This is a genomic window from Sphingobacterium wenxiniae, assembly GCF_900116225.1.
Classification (GTDB): Bacteria; Bacteroidota; Bacteroidia; order Sphingobacteriales; family Sphingobacteriaceae; genus Sphingobacterium; species Sphingobacterium wenxiniae.
Genome location: NZ_FOZZ01000005.1, coordinates 43,920 through 65,154, shown reverse-complemented (window position 1 = coordinate 65,154; position 21,235 = coordinate 43,920). Strand labels below are relative to the sequence as shown.

The window sequence follows — 21,235 nt, the reverse complement described above, 5'->3', positions numbered from 1 at the left end:
TAAACAAAATAAGCAAATGTGCATGAAAAGAATAACGGGACTCCTATATATTGTGTTTTTCCTTATGGCTGCCGATCTTTACGCGCAGACATCAAAGCCAAATATTATTTTTATCCTGACGGATGATTTGGGCTATTCTGACTTGGGTAGTTATGGAAGTCCGAATATACAAACGCCCTTTTTGGATTCCTTGGCGCATGCCGGATTGCGTGCAACCAACTATGTCGTCACGACACCTTCGTGCACGCCTTCTCGTGCTTCTTTGCTCACGGGGCGTTATGCTTCCCGTTATAATTTGCCTGCACCTATTGGACCGGGAGCACCACAAGGCTTGCCTGCAGATGAAGAAACCATAGCAACCATGTTGAAGAAAGTTGGGTACCGCACAGGGTTGGTTGGGAAATGGCATTTGGGCGATACCAAACCTGAGTTTCATCCAAATGCACATGGGTTTGATTATTTTTACGGTATGCTCTACAGCCATGATTACAGGAACCCGTATGTGCGCACGGACACAACGATAAAGCTATTTCAGAATAAAAGCGTTGCCGTTACTGCTCCGGATGATGCGGACTTAAGTAGGCTGTATCATGAGCAGGTTGTGAAATTTGTACAGGAGCAATCGAAAGAGCAACCTTTCTTTTTATACTATGCGCATAATTTTCCTCATCTTCCTTTGGCTTTTGCCAATACGCATAATCGCTTTATGGATAAGCAGCAGGCTGGGGTTTTAGGTGCTGTGATGCTGGAGCTGGATCAGTATATCGCTGCATTGTGGAGAGTCCTGGAGCAACAAGGTTTGGCAGAAAATACGATCCTTATGTTTTCCAGTGATAATGGGCCGTGGATTGATTATCCACAACGTATGGCGGATGACGGTGAAACGCGTCGCTGGCATGTAGGTACGGCGGGTGTTTTCCGTGGTTCGAAAGCCGAAACGTATGAAGGCGGCGTGCGCGTGCCATTGATTGTGTATGGTCCGGAAGCGTATGTGGGTAAGCGGAAAGTCATTCGTCAACCGTTGAGTAATCTGGATATATTGCCTACGTTTGCCGAATGGACAGGAGCACCCTTGCCGACAAAGGATTTAGATGGACAATCTATCACTGCGGTGTTGCGGGGTGAAGTTTCCGATTTGACAGCTGAGCATCGGCCTATATTTTTGGTGAATTACGGGAAAGCAGAAGCTGTGAGGGTAGGTGAGTGGAAGTACCGTCGGATTCCGGCAGGTGTGAATGCTATATCGGGACAGCCTTATCCTGCGATTGAGGAACTGTTTAACCTGGCTTGGGACCCAAGTGAACGCACAAACCTTATGCAGGAATATGAGGAAAAAGCGCAGGAATTGAAACGTTTGTTCGATGCCTTTGATGGCAATATAGAAGGGAATTAGTATGAATAACCTGTTGTATATGGGAGGCATTTTTTGTCTTCTTGGTAGAAGGAGGTTTCTAAAGACTTCCGAAATTTCGAAAACTTCGGAAGTCTATGTTTTACTTTCTTATATAGCAATGCTGTTTCTTGGCAGTTGTGGCACAACGACTGAAAAATCCGAACGCCCATCAGTGGATAAGGAAAAGCAACAGGCTATTATCGATAAATGGTTGGTGGATAGTGCTAGATCGTATTCTTACGTTGACCATGAATGGCAATACTATATTGATAAGGGGTTAGCAGAAGATTCTACTATCGCTTACCTGTGGCAACAAAAAGCCATGCCTTGGTTTAAGGCTGGAAAATATGAAGTAGGTATGGCATATATTGATAAGGCGGTAAAGTATGATCGTCAAAGCTGGTAAGGGTATCGGGCTTTTATCAAATGTATTTTTGCTAAGACTTATAGGGAAGCACTTGCGGACCTGGAAGAATGTGAGCGTTTGGAGGGTAATCTCCATATTATGGATCATACTTATCGTTTTTACAGGGCATTGTGCCACCGTATGTTAAATGAATATGATAAAGCGGAAACATTGCTTCGTGAAGAGCTGGATGAGATGGAGGCAAAGTGGGGGAAAGAGGGCGTGCATCATCTGGAATTGCTTTATTATGGGATTGTTCAGTATGAGAAGAAAGAATATAGAAAGGCGATAGAAACATTCGATTGGGTGCTACGTATATATCCGCAGTTTTCGGAAGCACAGTATTATAAAGCGTTTTGCCTTCCATATACGGAAAGATATATGGAAGCTCCTGAATTGATACAAGAAGCAATCGCGAATAGAAAAAAGGGTTATACCATCAATGAGGATAATGCGATTTACGAGCGTTATCCCTATCAACTGAGGAATAATTAAGTTTCTGTGTGTCTGTCTTATGTGTACTTTAATTCTTGGCGTATATCATCGCCGAGGTATGGGTAATAACCTGTTATACATTATGATTTACAGTTTAAAATTGTACGTAACATGGAGACAGTGACGACATACATTGCTATAAAGACAACATGCAATACAACAAAGACAACACACATCACCGGAGAGACAACATACATTAGAACAAAGTCGAAGAGAATTTACAACGGCTCTGTTGTATTTTATATCTGTGCAATGCTCTTTTTCTTGATGATAGGAGGCTTTTTTGCATCGCGTATTGGAATTTTCCATAAGTCAATTCAAATTTTGCTGTTGTCATAGTGATTTTACAGGGATGCTATGTGCAAAGCGATAAAGTCTATTGTTTTTTGTACAACAACAGCATACAAATTGTGTTCCGCTGTTTAATTTAAGGTAACGACATTGTTCTTTTAAGGAAATTTGCCTTTCTTTAAAGGCATGTTACGTAGCAAAACAACAACGACACGTTACGTTAACTATATGATCGTGTAGGTTCTTATAAAGACTATTGTATCCTTTGCTAAGAATATGTACAGCAAGAAAAATACGATTTACACTGTGGAATAAACTGTTGCGTTTATGAATATGAGTTTGTATGGGAAGGACAGGTATATTTACATGTTGTGGAAAGCAGTTGTGTCTGTTGTGTTGTTTATGTAGTTTGGTAATAAGTATATGTTGGGCGTTTTGTTATATGTCGTGAGCAAGTTGTTGTTTATATGTTTTTCCTCAAAATGATGTGTGGAGTTGAAAACTATCTATAACTTTATGACAGCGTAGTTCTTTAACCTCTCTATTTCACAGGTTTTTATCGCTTGTAATCCCGTTGTGTATTATCCTTTTTCTTTGTTATCCCTAAGTTTTCTCGGGGTAGGATCTGAGGCTTTAGATAATATCATTGAAATGAAGGGAATCACTATGTTTTTTTTCTAAATATTTTCTATTTTTGCATCTCAATTCAAGCTAATGAGTGACGCTATAAAACATGAGTGCGGAATAGCACTTATTCGACTTTTAAAACCCCTGTCTTATTATCAAGAAAAATATGGTACGCCCTATTATGGCATAAATAAATTGTATCTCCTGATGGAGAAACAGCATAATAGAGGACAAGACGGTGCGGGTATTGCTACTATTAAATTTGATGTAAAACCTGGAAACCGTTATATCTCACGTTATCGGGCAATGGGGGCGTCGGCAGTGGCGGATATTTTCGAATATGTGCAGAAAAAATTTGCAGCTGTCCATAAGGCTTATCCACAGGAATCGAAGGATACTACTTGGTTGAAAGATCATGTAAGTTTTACCGGAGAGGTTCTGCTAGGGCATTTGCGTTATGGTACGCATGGTAAAAATAGTATCGAAAGTTGCCATCCGTTCTTAAGACAAAACAATTGGATGAGCCGTAACTTGGTTGTTGCCGGAAACTTCAATATGACAAATGTAGATGAACTTTTGCAACAGCTTTATGAATTGGGGCAACATCCAAAAGAGCAGGCAGATACGGTTACGGTACTGGAGAAAATCGGACACTTTTTGGATGATGAGAACCAGGAGCTTTTTGATAAGTTCAAGCAGGAAGGTTATTCGAATATTGAAATAAGTGCACTGATAGCTAAAAATCTGGATGTGGCTAATATTTTGACACGTTCAGCGAAAACTTGGGACGGGGGATATACAATTGCAGGGATTTTCGGACACGGCGATGCATTCGTTATGCGTGATCCGGCAGGTATCCGTCCAGCTTTCTATTACCAAGATGATGAAGTACTGGTGGTTGCGTCTGAGCGACCGGTTATCCAAACGGCTTTTAATATTCCTTTGGAAGCAGTGCAGGAAATTAAGCCCGGACATGCGCTGATAGCGAAGAAGGATGGTACAATTACAGAAGAAATGTTCCGTCAGCCGGTTGAACAGAAATCGTGTTCTTTTGAACGTATCTATTTCTCTCGGGGATCGGATGCCGATATTTATAAAGAAAGAAAAGAATTAGGACACTTACTGATTCCTCAGGTATTGGAAGCGGTGAATCATGATATTAAAAACACGGTGTTCTCCTTTATCCCTAACACGGCTGAGGTTTCTTACTACGGTATGATGGAAGGGGTGAATAGGTATGTTCGTGATTATCAGAAAGATGTTCTGTTGAAGCGTGCTGAAAAAATATCCGACGAGGAACTAGAGGAAATGCTCAATATTACACCGCGTTTCGAGAAGCTGAATGTGAAAGACGCGAAACTTCGAACGTTTATTACACAGGATGCTGACCGTACCGATATGGTGCAACATGTTTATGATACGACGTATGGTATTGTGAAGGATCATCAAGATACGATCGTTGCTATTGATGATTCTATTGTGCGTGGTACTACGCTTAAGCAAAGTATCTTGACTATCTTAGATAGATTAAACCCGAAGAAGATTGTTATCGTGTCTTCTGCACCACAAATCCGCTATCCAGACTGTTATGGTATCGATATGTCCAGAATGGGTGAGTTCGTTGCGTTTGAGGCTGCAATCAATTTGTTAAAGCAGCGCGGGATGGGACATATTGTCGATGAAGTTTACCAAAAATGTTTAGCCTCTATTACCAAGCCGAAAGACGAGGTCGAGAATTATGTAAAAGCAATCTATGAGCCGTTCTCGGATGAGGAAATATCGATAGAAATTGCAAACATCGTACGGCCGCACTCGCTGAAAGCAGAACTACAGATTATTTACCAGACACTGAATAATTTGCATAAAGCGTGTCCTAACCATAAAGGTGACTGGTATTTCTCTGGGGATTATCCGACTCCAGGAGGTAATAAGGTCGTGAACAGGGCGTTTATGAACTGGGTAGAGGGTAAAAATGTGAGAGCTTATTTTAGTAGTTAATTAGTCATAAGTCAGTAAGTGATACGTGGTCAGTTGTAAGTGATAGTTTATAATGTTACTGACTACTTACCACTGATAATTTTTTACTATTTAATTTTTACTTTTTAATTTGTTTTCATACCTTTGCAACTCATTAAAATATTTAACAATTATATTATATAACAATGTACGCAATAGTAAATATAGCAGGACAGCAATTTAAGGTTGTAAAAGACCAGTCTCTTTTTGTACACCGCTTACAAGGAGAAGAGGGCGCTACTATTGAATTTGACAATGTATTGTTAGCAGAAGACGGTGGTAAATTCACTGTAGGAGCACCTACAATTGAAGGAGCAAAAGTTTCGGCTACGATTTTGTCTCATTTGAAAGGTGATAAAGTAATCGTTTTCAAGAAAAAACGTCGTAAAGGCTACAAAAAGAAAAACGGTCACCGTCAGCAATTCACTAAAATCCAGATTACTGGTATCAGTTTGTAAATAGAATTTTTAATCTGACTTTACGTCATAAATTAAGATAAAGAAATGGCACACAAAAAAGGTGCGGGTAGTTCCAAGAACGGCCGTGAGTCACATAGTAAGAGATTAGGTATCAAAATTTTTGGTGGTCAACAAGCTATCGCTGGTAACATTATCGTTCGTCAGCGTGGTACAAAACACAATCCTGATACTAACGTAGGTATCGGTAAAGACCATACATTATTCGCTTTGATCGACGGTACAGTAGTATTCCGTAAAAAAGCAAACAATAAATCTTACGTTTCTGTAGTTCCTGCAGAGAAAAACTAAGTAAGGTTTTCCAAAGAAACAGAATAAGCCGTCAGATTTTTCTGACGGCTTATTCTGTTTAAGGACTAACCTTTAATCAACTTGTCTATATCCTTTAGTAAGACCTTTCTTCTCATTTCTTCCTCTAGTTCTTGAAAATTTTCCTTCTCAACCATTTTCCTTATCTGACCCGCTTCCAATACTAATATCTGGTCGCAACAGTCTTTCAGTGTAGAGAAAATGTGGGATGATATCAAGATAGTTTTACCTGTTTCTTTTAGTCGATGGATGATGTGGCTTAGGATAATGGAACTCTCAAGGTCGATGCCGTTATAGGGTTCATCAAGGATAAAGTAGTCGTTCTCCTGAAGTAAGACAGCGGTTAAAGCCAGTTTTTTCTTCATGCTTGTAGAATAGTTGGAAACGTACTCTTTCAAAGGCAGCTGGAAGATGTTGCGTTCATGTAAGCTCCTGAACTGTATCTTACGTGCATCGGTCAGAACGTAAATATATTCCTCTCCTGTTATTTTGTTCAGGTAGTAAGGTTCGGATGTTAATAATCCCAAGCGATTCTTTAATGGCGGTTTATCACAACTTATATCCCCTGTATAAGATTCCAAGCCTGCAATGCAGCGAAACAACGTTGTCTTTCCTGCACCGTTTTCCCCAACAATACCATAGACCTTGCCTTGTTCAAAATTGCTGCTGATGTCGTTAAGCACTTTTTTGTTTCCGTAGGATTTTGATATATTGGCTATACGAATCATGCTGTGTTTTTTAAATTGTTAATCGCTTTGAAATAATAATAGGGGATGATGGCTAATATCAATGGGTAGAAGGCCAAACAAAGCCCTACAATCGTTAGTTCTGTAACGCTCATCTTTCTTGGAAATACAGCATATTTCATGGTAATTATAAATGGAATTAGGGTAAGCCCCAGCAACCATACCACAATAGCTTTGTGAAATTCGTCCAAGTGCAGAATGGCAAAAAGAAGGAGAACCGGACCTAGGAGTATACTCAACTGTATGATGCCTCGCCAAATCTTATAGCGCAAGAAGGAAGCCGGTTTCCGGTTCTGGTTCCAATGGATAAGGGACGGTTCGGGGCTTTGATAATAAAAAATGCAAGATAAGCAGATGCAAAACAGACAGAATAATGCCAGATTGATATTATTTACTGTAAAAGCAATGATGCTAATAGTGTACAAGCACAGTAATAACAGCCAACTGTTGCGAAACCCTATGATAAATTCAAATGGCTTTTTAGTAAAAGGAGTGGGAATACATCGTTTCCAAAAGGAGGAGGTGGATAAGAAAATAAAAAGTCCGCACGCTACGGACAGTAGTAGAGCTAAAATGTATTGGTTATTTAAGCATAGAAGAATTGCTGACCCGAAGCTGATGAGGCTGTTTTCCAAGAGTCTGATTTTGTAGTAAGCTGTTTTTGTAAATATCGTTTTTAGGAAGTCATTTCTTTTAAAATCCGATAACGAGAAAAGGTATTGAATGTTGGCTAAGATGAGGAGGTAAGCTCCCTAAGTTGGAGACGATTTGATAAAAGTAATATAAGGCTATGTAAAGCAGAATTATTGCTGGAAGGAGAACAACGGGAGGGAAGCCGGCATCGGAGATGTGCCTTTTGAGGATTCTTCCCTGGAGTTTAAAGTAGTTCACAATCATCGTTTTCTCATTTACTAACCGCCTTATATTAGTAGAGACGTAGCATCGCTACGTCTCTACCCAATATTATTTATTTTAGATTATTAAATAATCAACATAGCATCGCCGTAGGAATAGAATCTGTATTTTTCTTTTACAGCTACTTCATAAGCGTTCATTACATTTTCATAACCGCCAAATGCTGCAATCATTACCAATAAAGTTGATTCCGGTGTGTGGAAATTGGTAATCATCGAATTAGCGATGCTGAAATCGTAAGGTGGATATATAAATTTGCTAGTCCAGTCGTTAGCTGCTTTGAGGTGTTTGTCGGCTGAAACAGAAGATTCGATAGCACGCATGGAAGTTGTTCCCACGGCACAAACTCTTCTTTTTTCATCTATACCTTTGTTGACTACTTTAGCTGCCTGATCGGTGATGATGAATTGCTCTGAGTCCATTTTGTGTTTGGTCAGGTCTTCTACTTCTACTGTGCGGAAAGTCCCTAAGCCAACATGTAATGTCACTTCGGCAAAATTGATGCCTTTCAATTCTAAGCGTTTCATCAATTCGCGAGAGAAGTGTAAGCCAGCAGTTGGAGCTGCTACAGCACCTTCATTTTTTGCATAGATGGTCTGGTAACGGAATTTGTCTTCCGGAGTAGCTTTACGTTTAATGTATTTTGGAAGTGGGGTTTCACCCAATATTTCGATATTGCGGCGGAACTCTTCATCTGTACCGTCAAATAGGAAACGGATAGTACGTCCGCGGGAAGTTGTGTTGTCTACGACTTCTGCAACCAATAAATCATCATCGCCAAAATATAGCTTGTTGCCCACACGGATTTTACGAGCTGGGTCAACAAGAACGTCCCATAAACGCAACTCTTTGTTCAATTCCCTTAGAAGAAACACTTCGATGGTAGCGCCTGTTTTCTCTTTGTTACCGTACATACGCGCAGGGAAAACTTTCGTGTTATTCAAGATCATGACGTCTTGGTCATCAAAATAATCCAAAACATCCTTGAAAATCTTGTGCTCTATTTTTCCCGTATCACGGTGTAAAACCATAAGGCGTGATTCATCACGGTGCTCTGAAGGTTCTGACGCTAACAGTGATTCCGGTAAGTTGAATTTAAACTGTGATAATTTCATCTTTTACTATTTCAATATTATGTATGTTGTTGAATACCTTAACAAACAACCGCTCCTTAAGGTTTCAAAAAGGCTTACAAAGCTACGAATTATTAATCTAAATATCATGTTTTGTTTGTATTGTTTAACCTTATAGACCGTTATCGAGACAGATAAAACAATTCATTGGTTAATCAAAAAAAAATTATACTTTTATAACCGTATGCGTTTGTTTCTAACCCTGATCAGAGAAAGTTTCGTTTTTGCCGTGTCGGCGTTGCGGGATAACCGTACGCGTACACTGTTGTCTCTGTTGGGTGTGACTATCGGAATCATGACCATTATAGGTGTTTTTTCTGCGGTAGATACCCTGCGTAATAACCTGGAAGAATCCGTTAAGAAGATAGGTAGTCGTACTTTGTATATAGAAAAATGGCCTTGGGATGGAGGGCCAGATTTTCCTTGGTGGAAGTACATCAATCGTCCTGAACCTAAATATGTAGACTTTGAAGCTGTCAGAGACCGAATGACTACTGCAGAACAGGTAGCCTATACCATCAATATCTCAAACAGCACAGCAAAATATGATAATAATTCTGCCGCGAATATTACGGTAACCGCGGGTACGCATGAGCTTTACAGTATTCGGAATTTAGATATTGTAGAAGGTCGGTATTTCACGGAACAGGAATCGCGTGCAGCAGGGCCGAGCGTTATTCTTGGTGCAACCATCGCTGAAGGGCTTTTCCCCAATGAAGACCCTATTGGGAAATATATTACTTTGGTGGGGCGAAGACTGCAAGTTATTGGTGTGCTTAAGAAAGAAGGGGCAGGCGTATTAATGAACGTGTCAAATGACGATGTTGCTTATATTCCTTTTACGCTGGCGCGAAATATTGTGAACTATGAAAATTATGGTCCTAGTATCGCCATAGAAGTGAAATATCCCTACTCCTTAGAGGAAGCTGAAAGTGAATTGATAGGAATTATGCGATCATCGCGTAGACTAGCTCCTCAGCGTGAAGATAATTTTTCTGTAAATAAAACAACACTGATAACAGCTCAGCTCGACCAAATGTTTACGATTATTAACCTTGCTGGCTTTTGTATCGGTATCTTTTCTATTCTTGTTGGAGGTTTCGGTATTGCGAATATCATGTTTGTAAGTGTGAAAGAGCGAACTAATCTTATTGGAATTCAAAAGGCTTTGGGAGCAAAAAACTTTTTTATTCTTTCGCAATTCCTGATTGAGAGTATTTTACTCTGCTTGATTGGCGGTGCGATCGGATTGGGTATTGTTTACGGTTTGGCTGGTTTAGTGAAATTGGCTCTTGATGTAACTATTGTGGTGAGTTTGAAGATGGTCATGCTAACAACTATTCTATCTACCATCATAGGCTTGATTGCCGGAATCGTTCCCGCTCTGAATGCTGCCCGTCTTGATCCTGTAGAGGCCATCCGAAGTAAATAATTTCATTTTTCAAATTTTTTTCTTTTATTTTTCTTCTTTATCAAGGAAATTATTGTAATTTAAGTGCAATAATTTTTAATGTAAACCATAAGAGAGAGAAGTAAAATGCCTGATTTAGAAAAAAAGGAAGAATTCGCAGTGGATATACTGGGCGAGGAGTCCTTAGATAATATACATCACGTGAACAATCCAGTGTTGGATGTCCCTGCAATTGAGAAGAATTATTTATCCCAAGTACGTTCGTATTCCAAAGAAGGAAACGCCTATGTTTTTACCGATGGAAAAGCCAAAGTTGAGGTTCGCATCTTTTCGGATGAAATTATCCGCGTACGATTAGCTCCGCAAGGAACTTTCTTGGATGATTTTTCATATGCCGTGAAAACAGATCTACACCTGCATCCAACCTCTTTCTCGTTAGAAGAATTAGAAGATGCTTATTTGGTGAAAACAGCAGCTACAACCTGTAGAATTCAGAAAGATAATTTCTTCATTTCCTTTGGCGATACGAAAGGGAAAACGATTAATCGTGACCATGCACCGATGCACTGGGAAGAAAGCCCGGATTTTGGGGGATACTATGTCTATTGTACTAAAGAAGCTCAGAGCGATGAAGCATTTTTTGGTTTGGGAGATAAATCGACAAATTTAAATCTTCGTGGGCGTCGCTTTAGCAACTGGAATTCTGATACTTATGGGTTTGGTTTTAACCAAGACCCTTTATATAAGACTATACCATTCTATATTGGTGTGACTGATAGTGATGCCTATGGTATTTTCTTTGATAATACGTTTAAAACTTTCTTTGATTTCGCTGCAGAACAGAATAACCAGACCAGTTTCTGGTCCGAAGGAGGTGAGTTGCAATACTATTATATCCAAGGGCCGTTAATGATGGACGTTATAAAGCGCTATCATGAACTTACGGGCACACACTATATGCCACCATTGTGGGCGATTGGTTACCACCAGTGTCGTTGGAGCTATTATCCAGAGGCGAATGTTCGTGAGGTAGCGGAGCAATTCAGAAAACGCTCTATCCCATGTGATGCAATCTACTTGGATATAGATTATATGGACGGCTATCGTTGTTTCACTTGGAATAAACGTTATTTCCCAGATCCTAAAAAGATGATTGCCGACTTAGCAGCCGATGGTTTCAAGACGGTCGTGATGATTGATCCAGGGATCAAAGTAGACGAAGATTACTGGGTGTTCCAGGAAGGAAAAGAAAATAAATATTTCTGTCGTCGGGGAGATGACTATTTTATGGAGGGCTATGTGTGGCCAGGACGCTGCCAGTTCCCAGATTATACCAACCCGAAAGTGCGTGAATGGTGGGGAACGTTGTATGAGGGTCTTGTGGAAGACGGTGTAGCGGGGGTTTGGAATGACATGAACGAGCCTGCTGTATTTGGGCGCGGAACTTTCCCTGACGATGTAAGACACCATTTTGATGGAATCAGAGGTTCCCACCGCAAAGCACATAATGTGTATGGTATGCAGATGGTTCGTTCTACATACGATGGTCTGAAAAAATTGCAGAAAAACAAACGTCCGTTTACGATTACACGTGCGGCTTATGCGGGAACACAACGTTATTCGTCCGTATGGACAGGTGATAATATTGCTACTTGGGAACACTTGCGCATAGGCTTGTTGCAATTACAACGTTTGTCTATGTCGGGGTTGTCATTCTGTGGTACAGATATTGGTGGTTTTACAGGTGAACCGGATGGAGAATTGTATACGCGTTGGATGCAGTTTGGTGTGTTCTCACCTTTCATGCGCGTACACTCTGCAGGTGATACCCGTGACCGTGAGCCATGGAGTTTTGGACCAGAATGGGAGGCTATCTGTAAGAAATTTATTGAATTGCGTTATAAGTTATTGCCTTATATCTACACGATATTTTGGCGTCAACACAAGTATCGTGAGCCGATTTTGCGTCCTATTTCCTTGTTGGAACAGCATAAGCCTAAGAACTTACTGAGAGAAGAAGAGTTTGGTTTTGGGGATCAGATTTTAGTATCTCCTGTGATTAATCCAGGACAGACTTCTAAAGTGGTCTATCTACCTGAAGGAAGTTGGTACTATTATTTCGGTGAGAAATTTTTTGAAGGAGGTCAGGAGCATTTGATAGATACTCCTTTGGATGAGATGCCTGTTTTCGTAAAAGGAGGTAGCGTAATTCCAGAATATCCAGTGATGCAATATACATTTGAGAAAAACATTGATGCATTAAAACTGAATATCTACTATGGTGAGGGTACGCATGACTCTTATGTATACATTGACCATGGAGAGACTTTTGCTTATGAGCAAAGTGTGTACAATGAAAAACACTTTATTGTAGAATGTCAGAATAATGTGCTTTCGGTTAGACAGCATATAGAAGGCTTGTACAACGAACGTTTTGATACATACAAGTTGTATTTCTTCGGTTTACCAGCAGAGAGCAAATCCGTACACGTGGATGGTGATACTGTCGCTTGGTCTTACGATGAAGAAGGAACACCTTACATTTCCGTAGAGAAAGAATTCAGAAAATTGATAATTGACTAATCTTTAACAAATAAACCGAGGGTTATGAATTATCCAGTAGAAGTATATTCCCTTTTTTCAGATTTTGATATAGCGTTATTTCGATCTGGTAAACATTTTAAATTGTACGAGAAGTTAGGTTCTCGTACAGTTACCCAAAATGGTAAAGAAGGTGTTTATTTTGCCGTTTGGGCCCCTAACGCACAATCGGTATCCGTTATCGGAAATTTTAACGGGTGGAACCCGCACAGTCATGAGCTGTATCCGCGATGGGATAGTAGTGGTATTTGGGAAGGTTTTATTGAAGGGCTTGGCTTAGGTGAGGTATACAAATATCAGATCCACTCCAGTACTGGTGAACACTTAGAGAAAGCCGATCCTTTTGCTTTATTCGCTGAACAGGCCCCGAAAACCGCCTCCATTGTATCCACAACATGGTATGCTTGGAATGATAATGCTTGGATGCGCAACCGTGCGGATCACAATGCTCTTGACAAGCCGTATTCGGTCTACGAAATGCACATCGGCTCCTGGCAGCGAGACCCGGAAGACCCCGAACGTTTTTTGAACTATCGTGAAGTCGCCGACAAATTGGTGCCATACATTAAGGAGATGGGTTTTACGCATGTGGAATTAATGCCGATTATGGAGCACCCGTATTATCCATCATGGGGCTACCAGATTACAGGGTATTTTGCAACCTCATCCAGATATGGCAGTCCGCAGGATCTGATGTATCTTATCGATATGTTGCATAAAAACAATATTGGTGTTATTCTTGACTGGGTACCTTCGCATTTCCCTGGTGATGGACACGGCTTATACCGATTTGATGGTACGGCTCTTTATGAGCATGAAGACTCTCGTAAAGGGTTCCATCCGGATTGGAAATCCTATATTTTCAATTACGGACGGAATGAGGTGCGATCTTTTCTGATCTCCAATGCCTTTTTCTGGCTAGACCGATATCATATTGATGGTTTACGTGTTGATGCAGTGGCTTCGATGTTGTATTTGGATTATTCTCGTAAAGCAGATGAATGGATACCAAATGAGTATGGCGGAAATGAGAATTTGGAAGCTGTACACTTTTTAAAGGAGTTCAATGAAGCGGTCTATTCCCACTTTCCTGATGTGCAGACTATTGCTGAGGAATCCACTTCCTGGCCAGGCGTAAGCCGCCCGACATTCGATGGAGGACTTGGCTTCGGTATGAAATGGATGATGGGTTGGATGCATGATACCTTGAACTATTTTAAGGAGGATCCGATCAATCGCTCGTACCATCACGATAAGATGACCTTTGGAACGGTTTATAGTTTCCATGAAAACTTTATGCTGCCGCTATCGCATGATGAGGTCGTGTACGGCAAGCAATCTTTGTTATACAAAATGCCGGGCGATGAATGGCAGAAATTTGCCAACCTGCGTGCGCTTTACCTGTATATGTTTACGTTCGTTGGTACGAAGCTCTTGTTTATGGGCGGTGAATTTGGGCAAACCGCGGAGTGGAGTATTAACCAATCGCTCGATTGGCATTTGACGCAATTTGCGCCACATAAAGGTCTGCAGCGATTTGTCAAAGATCTTAACGCACTTTACAAAGAGCAGCCAGCTTTGTACGAAAAAGCATTTAGTTCGGATGGTTTCCAATGGATAGAATTGGGTGATCATACCAATAGTGTGTTTGCTTACCTACGTAAGGGAAACAAGCAAGCGGACACGGTCTTAGTGGTTCTCAATTTGACACCTGTTGTGCGGGATGGCTATCGTGTTGGCGTTCCGTATGCGGGAGAATGGGAAGTACTCTTGAACTCGGATGATGAAATTTATCACGGAAGTGGTGTCAATCAACAAGCGGCTAAGTCAGAAGCTATTGCGTGGATGGAGTGTGAACAATCTATAGCATTAACATTACCACCTTTAAGTGGGGTGGTTTTAAAAAGAGTTTAAAATTATGCATATCATACATTTAAGTGTAGAGTGTTTTCCTTTGGCAAAAGTTGGTGGATTGGCTGACGTCGTTGGTGCATTGCCACGTTATCAAAGAAAATTAAAGCAAGATGCATGGGTGGTTTCGCCTTGGTACGATCGTCCTTTTACACAATCGAAAAAACTGAAAACCGTATTTGAAGGAAGTTTCTTTCAGGGGTCGGAGGTGCTGCATTACCAAGTTCTCAAGGAGGGAAAAGATAGTTTGGGTTTTCCTCTTTATCTTATCAAAATTCCAGGAAAATTAGACCGTCCGGAAGTATATTGTTACCCGGATGAAGCTGAGCAATGGATTGCTTTTCAACATGCTTTCCTACATTGGATGAAGCACGCGAATATTATGCCGGATGTAGTTAATTGCCATGATCATCATGTGGGGCTGGTACCTTTCTTGATGAAACATGCAACGGACTTTAACCAATTTGATGATGTCAAGACAGTGATTACTGTGCATAACGGGCAGTATCAAGGTTGGATGCCTTGGAATAAAGGCGTTTTACTTCCCGCGTTTGATACTTGGCGTTGGGGATTGTTGGACTGGGATGGAGTGATTAATCCTTTAGCTTCGGCGATTAAGTGCAGTGACGCTTTTACCACGGTTAGTGAAGGCTATTTGTTGGAGCTTTATGAACAGGCAAATGGTCTGGAAGGGCTATTTAGAACAGAATCTGAAAAAGGATTTGGTATTGTCAATGGTATTGATGATGCTTATTGGAATCCTACAGAAGATGAACTGATTCCGAATAATTATGATGTTGCTGCGGTGAAAAAAGGTAAAGAGAAGAATAAAAAAACATTCTGTGAAAAAGTAGGTTTGGATGCTTCGTTGCCTTTATTAACTTATATCGGACGTTTTGCGGGTGAAAAGGGTGCAGATTTGTTGCCGGAAGTAATTGAAAATATTTTTGGGAATCCTGAAAATAAAATAAGTATATTTATACTGGGCTCTGGAGATGAGCAAATCCAAGCGAACCTACAAGCGTTGTTAGACAGGTATCCCGATAATCTCAAAGTGTTCTTTGGCTATAATGAAGGCTTGGCGCATGAAGTATATGCGGCTGCTGACATGATTTTAATGCCATCACGTGTAGAGCCTTGTGGATTGAATCAACTGTATGCGATGAAATATGGTACAATTCCGATTGTAAGGGCAATAGGCGGATTGAAGGATACAGTAGTCGACGTAACGGAAAAGAACGGTTACGGATTTGTATTCCCGGAAGCGAGGGCACAGGATGCTGTTTCGGCAGTAGAACGTGCTTTGGAATATATTGGAGGACGCGGCAAAATGCAACGTATCCGTAAGAAAGAAATGGAGTTGGATTTCTCTTGGGATAAATCCGCTCAACAGTATATCAATTTGTATAACCGGTTGTAATTTTAGAGGTATGGCACAACACAAAGTAGTATCGATTGTTTTAGGAGGAGGCCGCGGTACGAGGCTCTACCCATTGACGGAAAAACGTTCAAAACCCGCAGTCCCTATTGCTGGGAAATATCGCTTGGTCGATATTCCTATTTCAAACTGTTTGAATTCTGGTTATAACAAGATTTTTGTATTGACGCAGTTCAATTCGGCTTCTTTGAACAAGCACATTAAGAATTCTTACAATTTCAGCCTTTTTAGTAAGGGCTTTGTGGATATTCTTGCTGCAGAGCAGACCGCCGAAGGTGATAGCTGGTTCGAGGGAACTGCAGATGCTGTACGGCGTACACAAAAGAATCTAATCAATGTTGATTATGACTATGTGCTGATTCTTTCGGGCGATCAGTTGTACCAGATGGATTATTCCGCTATGGTTGATTTTCATGTGGAAAATGGAGGTGATGTCACCATCGCAACCATCCCTGTAACGGCAAAAGATGCAACAGGATTTGGTATCTTAAAATCTAATGATGCCAATGAGATTACGTCCTTTGTAGAGAAACCACCAAAAGAAGAACTACCTAATTGGCCGTCTGAGGTGTCTGAAGAAATGCAACAGCAAGGAAGGAACTATCTGGCTTCTATGGGAATCTATGTGTTTTCCAAAGGTGTCTTGAAAGGTATGTTGGAAGAAAACCCGGGCCTTGATTTCGGTAAGGAGATCATTCCTGATGCAATAGAGACTAAAAAGGTTTTGAGCTATCAATTTGACGGCTATTGGACTGATATTGGAACGATTAAATCGTTTTTCGATGCCAATATCGGTCTTACGGATGATATTCCGGACTTCAACTTGTTCAATGAGACGGTTTACACACGTGCGCGTATGTTGCCGCCGTCTAAAATATCAGGAACGACATTAAATAATACAGTTGTCGCCGATGGGTGTATTCTTAATGCAGATAAGTTGGAACGTTCGGTGATCGGTGTGCGTTCGCGGATAGCAGCTGGCACGGTCATGAAAGCAACCTATATGATGGGTAGCGATTATTACGAAAAATTGGAAGAGGTGTTGGAAAAAGTTAGTTCACAGCAACCACCCCCAATAGGCGTCGGCGAACGTTGCTATATCGAGAATGTTATCCTGGATAAGAACTGTCGTATTGGCAATGATGTGCGTATCAAAGGTGGTCCACACTTGGATGACGGAAACTTCTATACACATTCCATCTGTGATGGAATTGTTGTGGTGAAGAAAGATGCTGTGATTCCAAATGGAACAACGATTGGCTGCTAATTAATCCACTATAAAGTGTGAGGGGCTGGAAACAGCCCCTTTTTTAATAAAAAAATCCCGGAGCGGGGAGCTCCGAGACTTTTTACTAACTAACCAATTATTAACCTATGAAATTATGAAATGTACCTATATAACGGCAACTTCTGTTCCTATATTACATATTCTACACTGTCTTAACATTTTTTAACAAATCGATTTGCTTATATCCTTAGATAAACAGTCTTACCTCCCTCCTGGTGGACAAAATGTCTTCAAAAACTGGGAATAGGTTTTTGCCAAGTGTTCACTTGTTCCAGTACCTTCATTGATGGAATGGCTACGGTTCGGATAAGCCATCATCTGGAAAGGAATCCCGTGTTTTACCAATTCATTAATATATACTTCTGCATTTTGATAATGTACATTGTCGTCACCTGTACCATGAACCAGCAAGAGATTACCTTTCACATTTTTAGCATAGGTGATGGCAGAACCCTTTAAGAAATCGGCCTCGTTCTCTTGAGGCAATCCCATGTAACGCTCCTGATAGATGTTGTCATAGAGCAGCTGATTGGTTACAGGGGCGATGGAAATGCCTGTCTGATAAATATCTGGATATTGTCCTAACAGGTTGAGCGTCGAAGCACCGCCACCGCTCCATCCCCATACAGCGACACGTGTAGTGTCCACAAATCCCCATTTGAACACTTCTTTGGCACCCATTGCCTGGTCACGGATATTAACGATTCCGATGTTGCGGTAGATTGATTTACGCCATTTTCTACCTTTGGGTGCAGGCGTTCCCCGGTTCTCTAAAGATACATAGATATAACCATCTTCTGCCATGTCGCCTAAGTATAATCTGTTTTTGCCGGCATAGAAGTTGTCCATTACCGTTTGCATGGCAGGTTCTCCGTATACGAAGAAAACAATAGGGTATTTCTTTGTTGGATCAAAATCTTTAGGTCTGACCATCCAACCGTCTAATTCCACATCATCAACTGTAGTTACTTTGAAAAATTCTGTCTTTGCATCGTTAGGCCCGGCTTTGCGTGTCGAGTGTGGTGTTACTAGCTCTTTGTGCTCAGGAAGGGATACGACTGCTCCAGAAGCCATATAGCTTGTACTGCTTGTTTGGAAAAGCGCAACTTTGCCATTGGGTGAAATACTGTAATAGTTTGTTCCTGCATAGTTTTTCGGTGTTACACGTGTAGCTTTGCCTCCTTTTAACGGTATACTGTATAAGTATTGCTGGGTAGCATTGGAAGGAGAGGCTGAAAAATAAATGTAACCGTTTTTGGTATCGATCATATCTATCTGAATGACATCGAAATCATCTGTTGTAAGGAGCGTTTCTTTTCCTTCAAGGTTGATTTTATATATCTGCCTAAAACCACCTTTCTCCGATACCCAGATGAATGCTTTTCCATTGTCTGTCCAATCCCAACCACTGGGATCGCCGTTATTCCAACGTGCTTTAATATCTATCCATGCGGAATCTTCCTCCGTGTGAATGGTACTACTCTTTCCGGTATTGGCATCTGTCAGTATGATTTTGCTGTGATTTTGTTTGCGGTTGAGTTGTTGGAGGATAATGGACTTAGCATCCAAAACCCATTCCATGCGTGGAATATAATGTTGCGCTTCGTCGCCTTCTATTTCTACTTTTCTGGTGCTCTTCTCTTCAAGGTCGTACAACCAGACACTTGTTGCCGAGGGATTCATGCCTACTTTTGGATATTCCACAGGAATCGTAAAAGAGTAGAGACTATCAGTGTTATTTATCATCAGGAAGTTTCGGGTACTTCGTGCATCTTGTTTCCAAAATGCTATTTTCTTTCCGTCAGGAGACCACCGAAAACCGTCTTTTGTTCCGAACTCTTCTTCGTAAGCCCAATCAAAGGTGCCGTTAATGATGCGGTCTGTACCATCGTGGGTTATTTGTTCGTATTGAAAATCGTTTAAGCGCTGGATATAGATATTATGTTTCGAAACAAAAGCTACTTTTGAGCCATCGGGTGAAAACTTGGCAAACATAAGAGATGCTTCGGAAAGGCCTGCACCTAATTGTGTTAATTTTTTGCTTTCGCTGTTAAATATCCAGTAATCACCTCTGGTATTTTCGCGCCATACCCGTTGAGTATTGGTAAATAGAAGAAGAAGCTTGCCATCTGGCGAGACTTGGAAACTTTGTACATGCAACGGCTCATGTTTCCCTTGTGGGATAAGGTCTTGTCGCTTTAAGAAGTTTGTATTTTTACTTTTGTCGATAAGATGAACAATATCGATACCCGATTCCGTAAAGCTATAATAGGCATTTCCGTCTGGCGTCCATTGCATTTGTCCAAACGACAGACTTGCTATAAAAAAGCTCGTCAAAAAGACAATGGTCTTTACAAGAGGTATGTTAATTTTATACATGGTTCGTTCTATAGTTTTCAATTTCATCTGCTGTTTTTATCAACTCAGGTCCTAATAAGCGGAAATTATTTTCTGTAATTAAGAAATCATCTTCAATGCGTATGCCTCCAAAATGGCGATATTCTTCCAGTTTTTCATAATTAATAAAATCTTCGTTTTTCTTCTCTGCTCTCCACATATCGATGAGGTCTGGGATGATGTAGATGCCCGGTTCGATGGTAAGCACAAATCCCGGTTCCAAGGCTTTGCCTAATCGTAGAGATTTCAGCCCGAATGTCGTTGTATCTTTCGGCTCTGCTTGTGTGTAGCCGACATATTGCTCGCCCAAATCCTCCATATCGTGTACATCCAGACCCATCATGTGCCCCAAACCGCATTGGAAGAACATGGTGTGCGCATGGTTTTTTACGGCTTCTTCGGTATTTCCTTGCATCAATCCCACTTCCTTTAGTCCGTTAACTAAAGAGGTTGCAGCTTGCAGATGCACTTCTTTGAAGGTTATTCCCGGGCGAAGCATATCGCGGGCATCGGTGAATGCTTTTAATACAACATCGTATAACTCGCGTTGTTTCGTAGTGAATTTGCGGTCAACAGGAAAAGTACGTGTCAAATCTCCGGCATAACCCATAGCAGTCTCCACACCGGAATCATTGAGTACCAGATTTCCGCTTTTCAATAGATTATGGTTGGCTTGGTTGTGTAGGATTTCACCGTGTATGGTGACAATAGGCGGATAGGCGAAAGGACAACCCTGGTTTGCGGCCAGATGCTGTATCGCGTTTGTGATTTCATATTCTTTTATCCCGGGTTTTGTCATGCGCATCGCCAAAAGATGCATTTCTGTTGATACGCGTATGGCTTCCTCAATTTGTACGATTTCCTGTTCTTCCTTGATGGATCGCTGCGCTACAACTGCTTGGATTAAGGTTGTGGAAGGCTGTATAGCATCTATTTTTATCTGTAATAGTTGACTGATAAGGATTTTGTTTGCTGATTGGTAAGCTGGCAAATAGTGGACAAACCTGTTTTGTTGTAGGGCTTGCTGTAAATAGCTTGCCAATGTATCGAAAGGTCTGCTGTCGTTTATGCCAGATTTCATAGCCTTCTCTTTCAATGTTTCCTGCTTCCCTGTCCACACGATATCGTCAATGCTTAGTTCGTATCCAAAAATAATTTCTTTGTTTTCATCCAGATCAATTATAGCAGCCAGTTTTGGGGCTTTTATACCGAAATAATATAAAAAAGTACTGTCTTGCCGGAAAGGGTAGGTGTTGTGTTCAAAATTGATGGGGTTTTCGATATTGCCCAAAAGCAGGATAATACCGCTGCCAACTTGTTTCTTTAGCCTTTCTCTTCGGTGTTGATAAGTATCTACAGAGAACATAATATTGTGTTTTAGT

At 40.9% G+C, this 21,235-nt stretch carries 17 protein-coding genes; 12 read left to right on the top strand and 5 right to left on the bottom strand.

Annotation, left to right across the window (positions count from 1 at the left end):
• Nucleotides 1-22: 22 nt before the first annotated feature.
• The 6 genes from BM375_RS08220 to rpmA all read left to right on the top strand — a co-directional run bounded on the left by BM375_RS08220 (nt 23) and on the right by rpmA (nt 5,995).
• Nucleotides 23-1,393: a sulfatase-like hydrolase/transferase gene (locus BM375_RS08220; RefSeq protein WP_093365408.1), complete on the top strand. Its 1,371-nt coding sequence runs from the start codon at nt 23-25 to the stop codon at nt 1,391-1,393.
• 1 nt (nt 1,394) lies between these two features.
• Complete coding sequence (locus tag BM375_RS17325; protein WP_212611653.1) at nt 1,395-1,799, top strand: hypothetical protein; 405 nt, start codon at nt 1,395-1,397, stop codon at nt 1,797-1,799.
• A gap of 141 nt (nt 1,800-1,940) precedes the next feature.
• Nucleotides 1,941-2,294, top strand: coding sequence for a tetratricopeptide repeat protein (locus tag BM375_RS17320; RefSeq protein ID WP_212611652.1), 354 nt, complete (start codon nt 1,941-1,943; stop codon nt 2,292-2,294).
• Nucleotides 2,295-3,299: 1,005 nt separating this feature from the next.
• The gene (locus BM375_RS08210) at nt 3,300-5,210 is read left to right on the top strand and encodes an amidophosphoribosyltransferase (protein ID WP_093365136.1); all 1,911 of its coding nucleotides are present in this window, start codon (nt 3,300-3,302) and stop codon (nt 5,208-5,210) included.
• A 164-nt stretch (nt 5,211-5,374) separates the two neighbouring features.
• Nucleotides 5,375-5,686: a 50S ribosomal protein L21 gene (gene rplU / locus BM375_RS08205; protein WP_093365134.1), complete on the top strand. Its 312-nt coding sequence runs from the start codon at nt 5,375-5,377 to the stop codon at nt 5,684-5,686.
• Between the two features lie 45 nt (nt 5,687-5,731).
• On the top strand, nt 5,732-5,995 hold the full coding sequence (gene rpmA, locus BM375_RS08200; RefSeq protein WP_093365132.1) for a 50S ribosomal protein L27: 264 nt from the start codon (nt 5,732-5,734) through the stop codon (nt 5,993-5,995).
• Between the two features lie 65 nt (nt 5,996-6,060).
• Here rpmA and BM375_RS08195 read toward each other — a convergent pair whose 3' ends face one another.
• Together BM375_RS08195 and BM375_RS08190 are read right to left on the bottom strand one after the other, a co-directional pair.
• Nucleotides 6,061-6,741 (bottom strand): ATP-binding cassette domain-containing protein, encoded by a 681-nt coding sequence (locus BM375_RS08195; RefSeq protein ID WP_093365131.1) that lies wholly within the window; start codon nt 6,739-6,741, stop codon nt 6,061-6,063.
• Nucleotides 6,738-6,998 (bottom strand): hypothetical protein, encoded by a 261-nt coding sequence (locus tag BM375_RS08190; protein WP_139227533.1) that lies wholly within the window; start codon nt 6,996-6,998, stop codon nt 6,738-6,740. The genes BM375_RS08195 and BM375_RS08190 overlap by 4 nt, the downstream gene beginning before the upstream one ends.
• A 100-nt stretch (nt 6,999-7,098) precedes the next feature.
• Here BM375_RS08190 and BM375_RS08185 point away from each other — a divergent pair, with 100 nt between their 5' ends.
• On the top strand, nt 7,099-7,410 hold the full coding sequence (locus tag BM375_RS08185) for a hypothetical protein (RefSeq protein ID WP_093365126.1): 312 nt from the start codon (nt 7,099-7,101) through the stop codon (nt 7,408-7,410).
• Nucleotides 7,411-7,739: 329 nt separating this feature from the next.
• Here the strand turns inward: BM375_RS08185 and queA are convergent, their stop codons facing one another.
• Complete coding sequence (gene queA / locus BM375_RS08180) at nt 7,740-8,789, bottom strand: tRNA preQ1(34) S-adenosylmethionine ribosyltransferase-isomerase QueA (protein ID WP_093365124.1); 1,050 nt, start codon at nt 8,787-8,789, stop codon at nt 7,740-7,742.
• A gap of 202 nt (nt 8,790-8,991) precedes the next feature.
• On the opposite strand from queA, the gene BM375_RS08175 reads away from it, so the two are divergent.
• From BM375_RS08175 to BM375_RS08155, 5 genes are all read left to right on the top strand, one after another.
• Nucleotides 8,992-10,239: an ABC transporter permease gene (locus BM375_RS08175; RefSeq protein ID WP_093365122.1), complete on the top strand. Its 1,248-nt coding sequence runs from the start codon at nt 8,992-8,994 to the stop codon at nt 10,237-10,239.
• A gap of 105 nt (nt 10,240-10,344) precedes the next feature.
• Nucleotides 10,345-12,801 (top strand): glycoside hydrolase family 31 protein, encoded by a 2,457-nt coding sequence (locus BM375_RS08170; protein WP_093365120.1) that lies wholly within the window; start codon nt 10,345-10,347, stop codon nt 12,799-12,801.
• 24 nt (nt 12,802-12,825) lie between these two features.
• Nucleotides 12,826-14,733 carry a 1,4-alpha-glucan branching protein GlgB gene (gene glgB, locus BM375_RS08165; protein WP_093365117.1) on the top strand — a complete coding sequence of 636 codons (1,908 nt, stop codon included), beginning with the start codon at nt 12,826-12,828 and terminating at the stop codon, nt 14,731-14,733.
• Between the two features lie 4 nt (nt 14,734-14,737).
• Nucleotides 14,738-16,150, top strand: coding sequence for a glycogen synthase (locus BM375_RS08160; protein WP_170852621.1), 1,413 nt, complete (start codon nt 14,738-14,740; stop codon nt 16,148-16,150).
• 10 nt (nt 16,151-16,160) lie between these two features.
• On the top strand, nt 16,161-17,435 hold the full coding sequence (locus BM375_RS08155) for a glucose-1-phosphate adenylyltransferase (RefSeq protein WP_093365112.1): 1,275 nt from the start codon (nt 16,161-16,163) through the stop codon (nt 17,433-17,435).
• A gap of 222 nt (nt 17,436-17,657) precedes the next feature.
• Here BM375_RS08155 and BM375_RS08150 read toward each other — a convergent pair whose 3' ends face one another.
• Nucleotides 17,658-19,862, bottom strand: coding sequence for a S9 family peptidase (locus BM375_RS08150; protein WP_244525852.1), 2,205 nt, complete (start codon nt 19,860-19,862; stop codon nt 17,658-17,660).
• A complete protein-coding gene (locus tag BM375_RS08145; RefSeq protein ID WP_093365111.1) occupies nt 19,828-21,219 on the bottom strand; it encodes an aminopeptidase P family protein in 1,392 nt (463 codons plus the stop codon). Before BM375_RS08145 ends, BM375_RS08150 begins: the two co-directional genes overlap by 35 nt.
• Between the last annotated feature and the right edge of the window lie 16 nt (nt 21,220-21,235).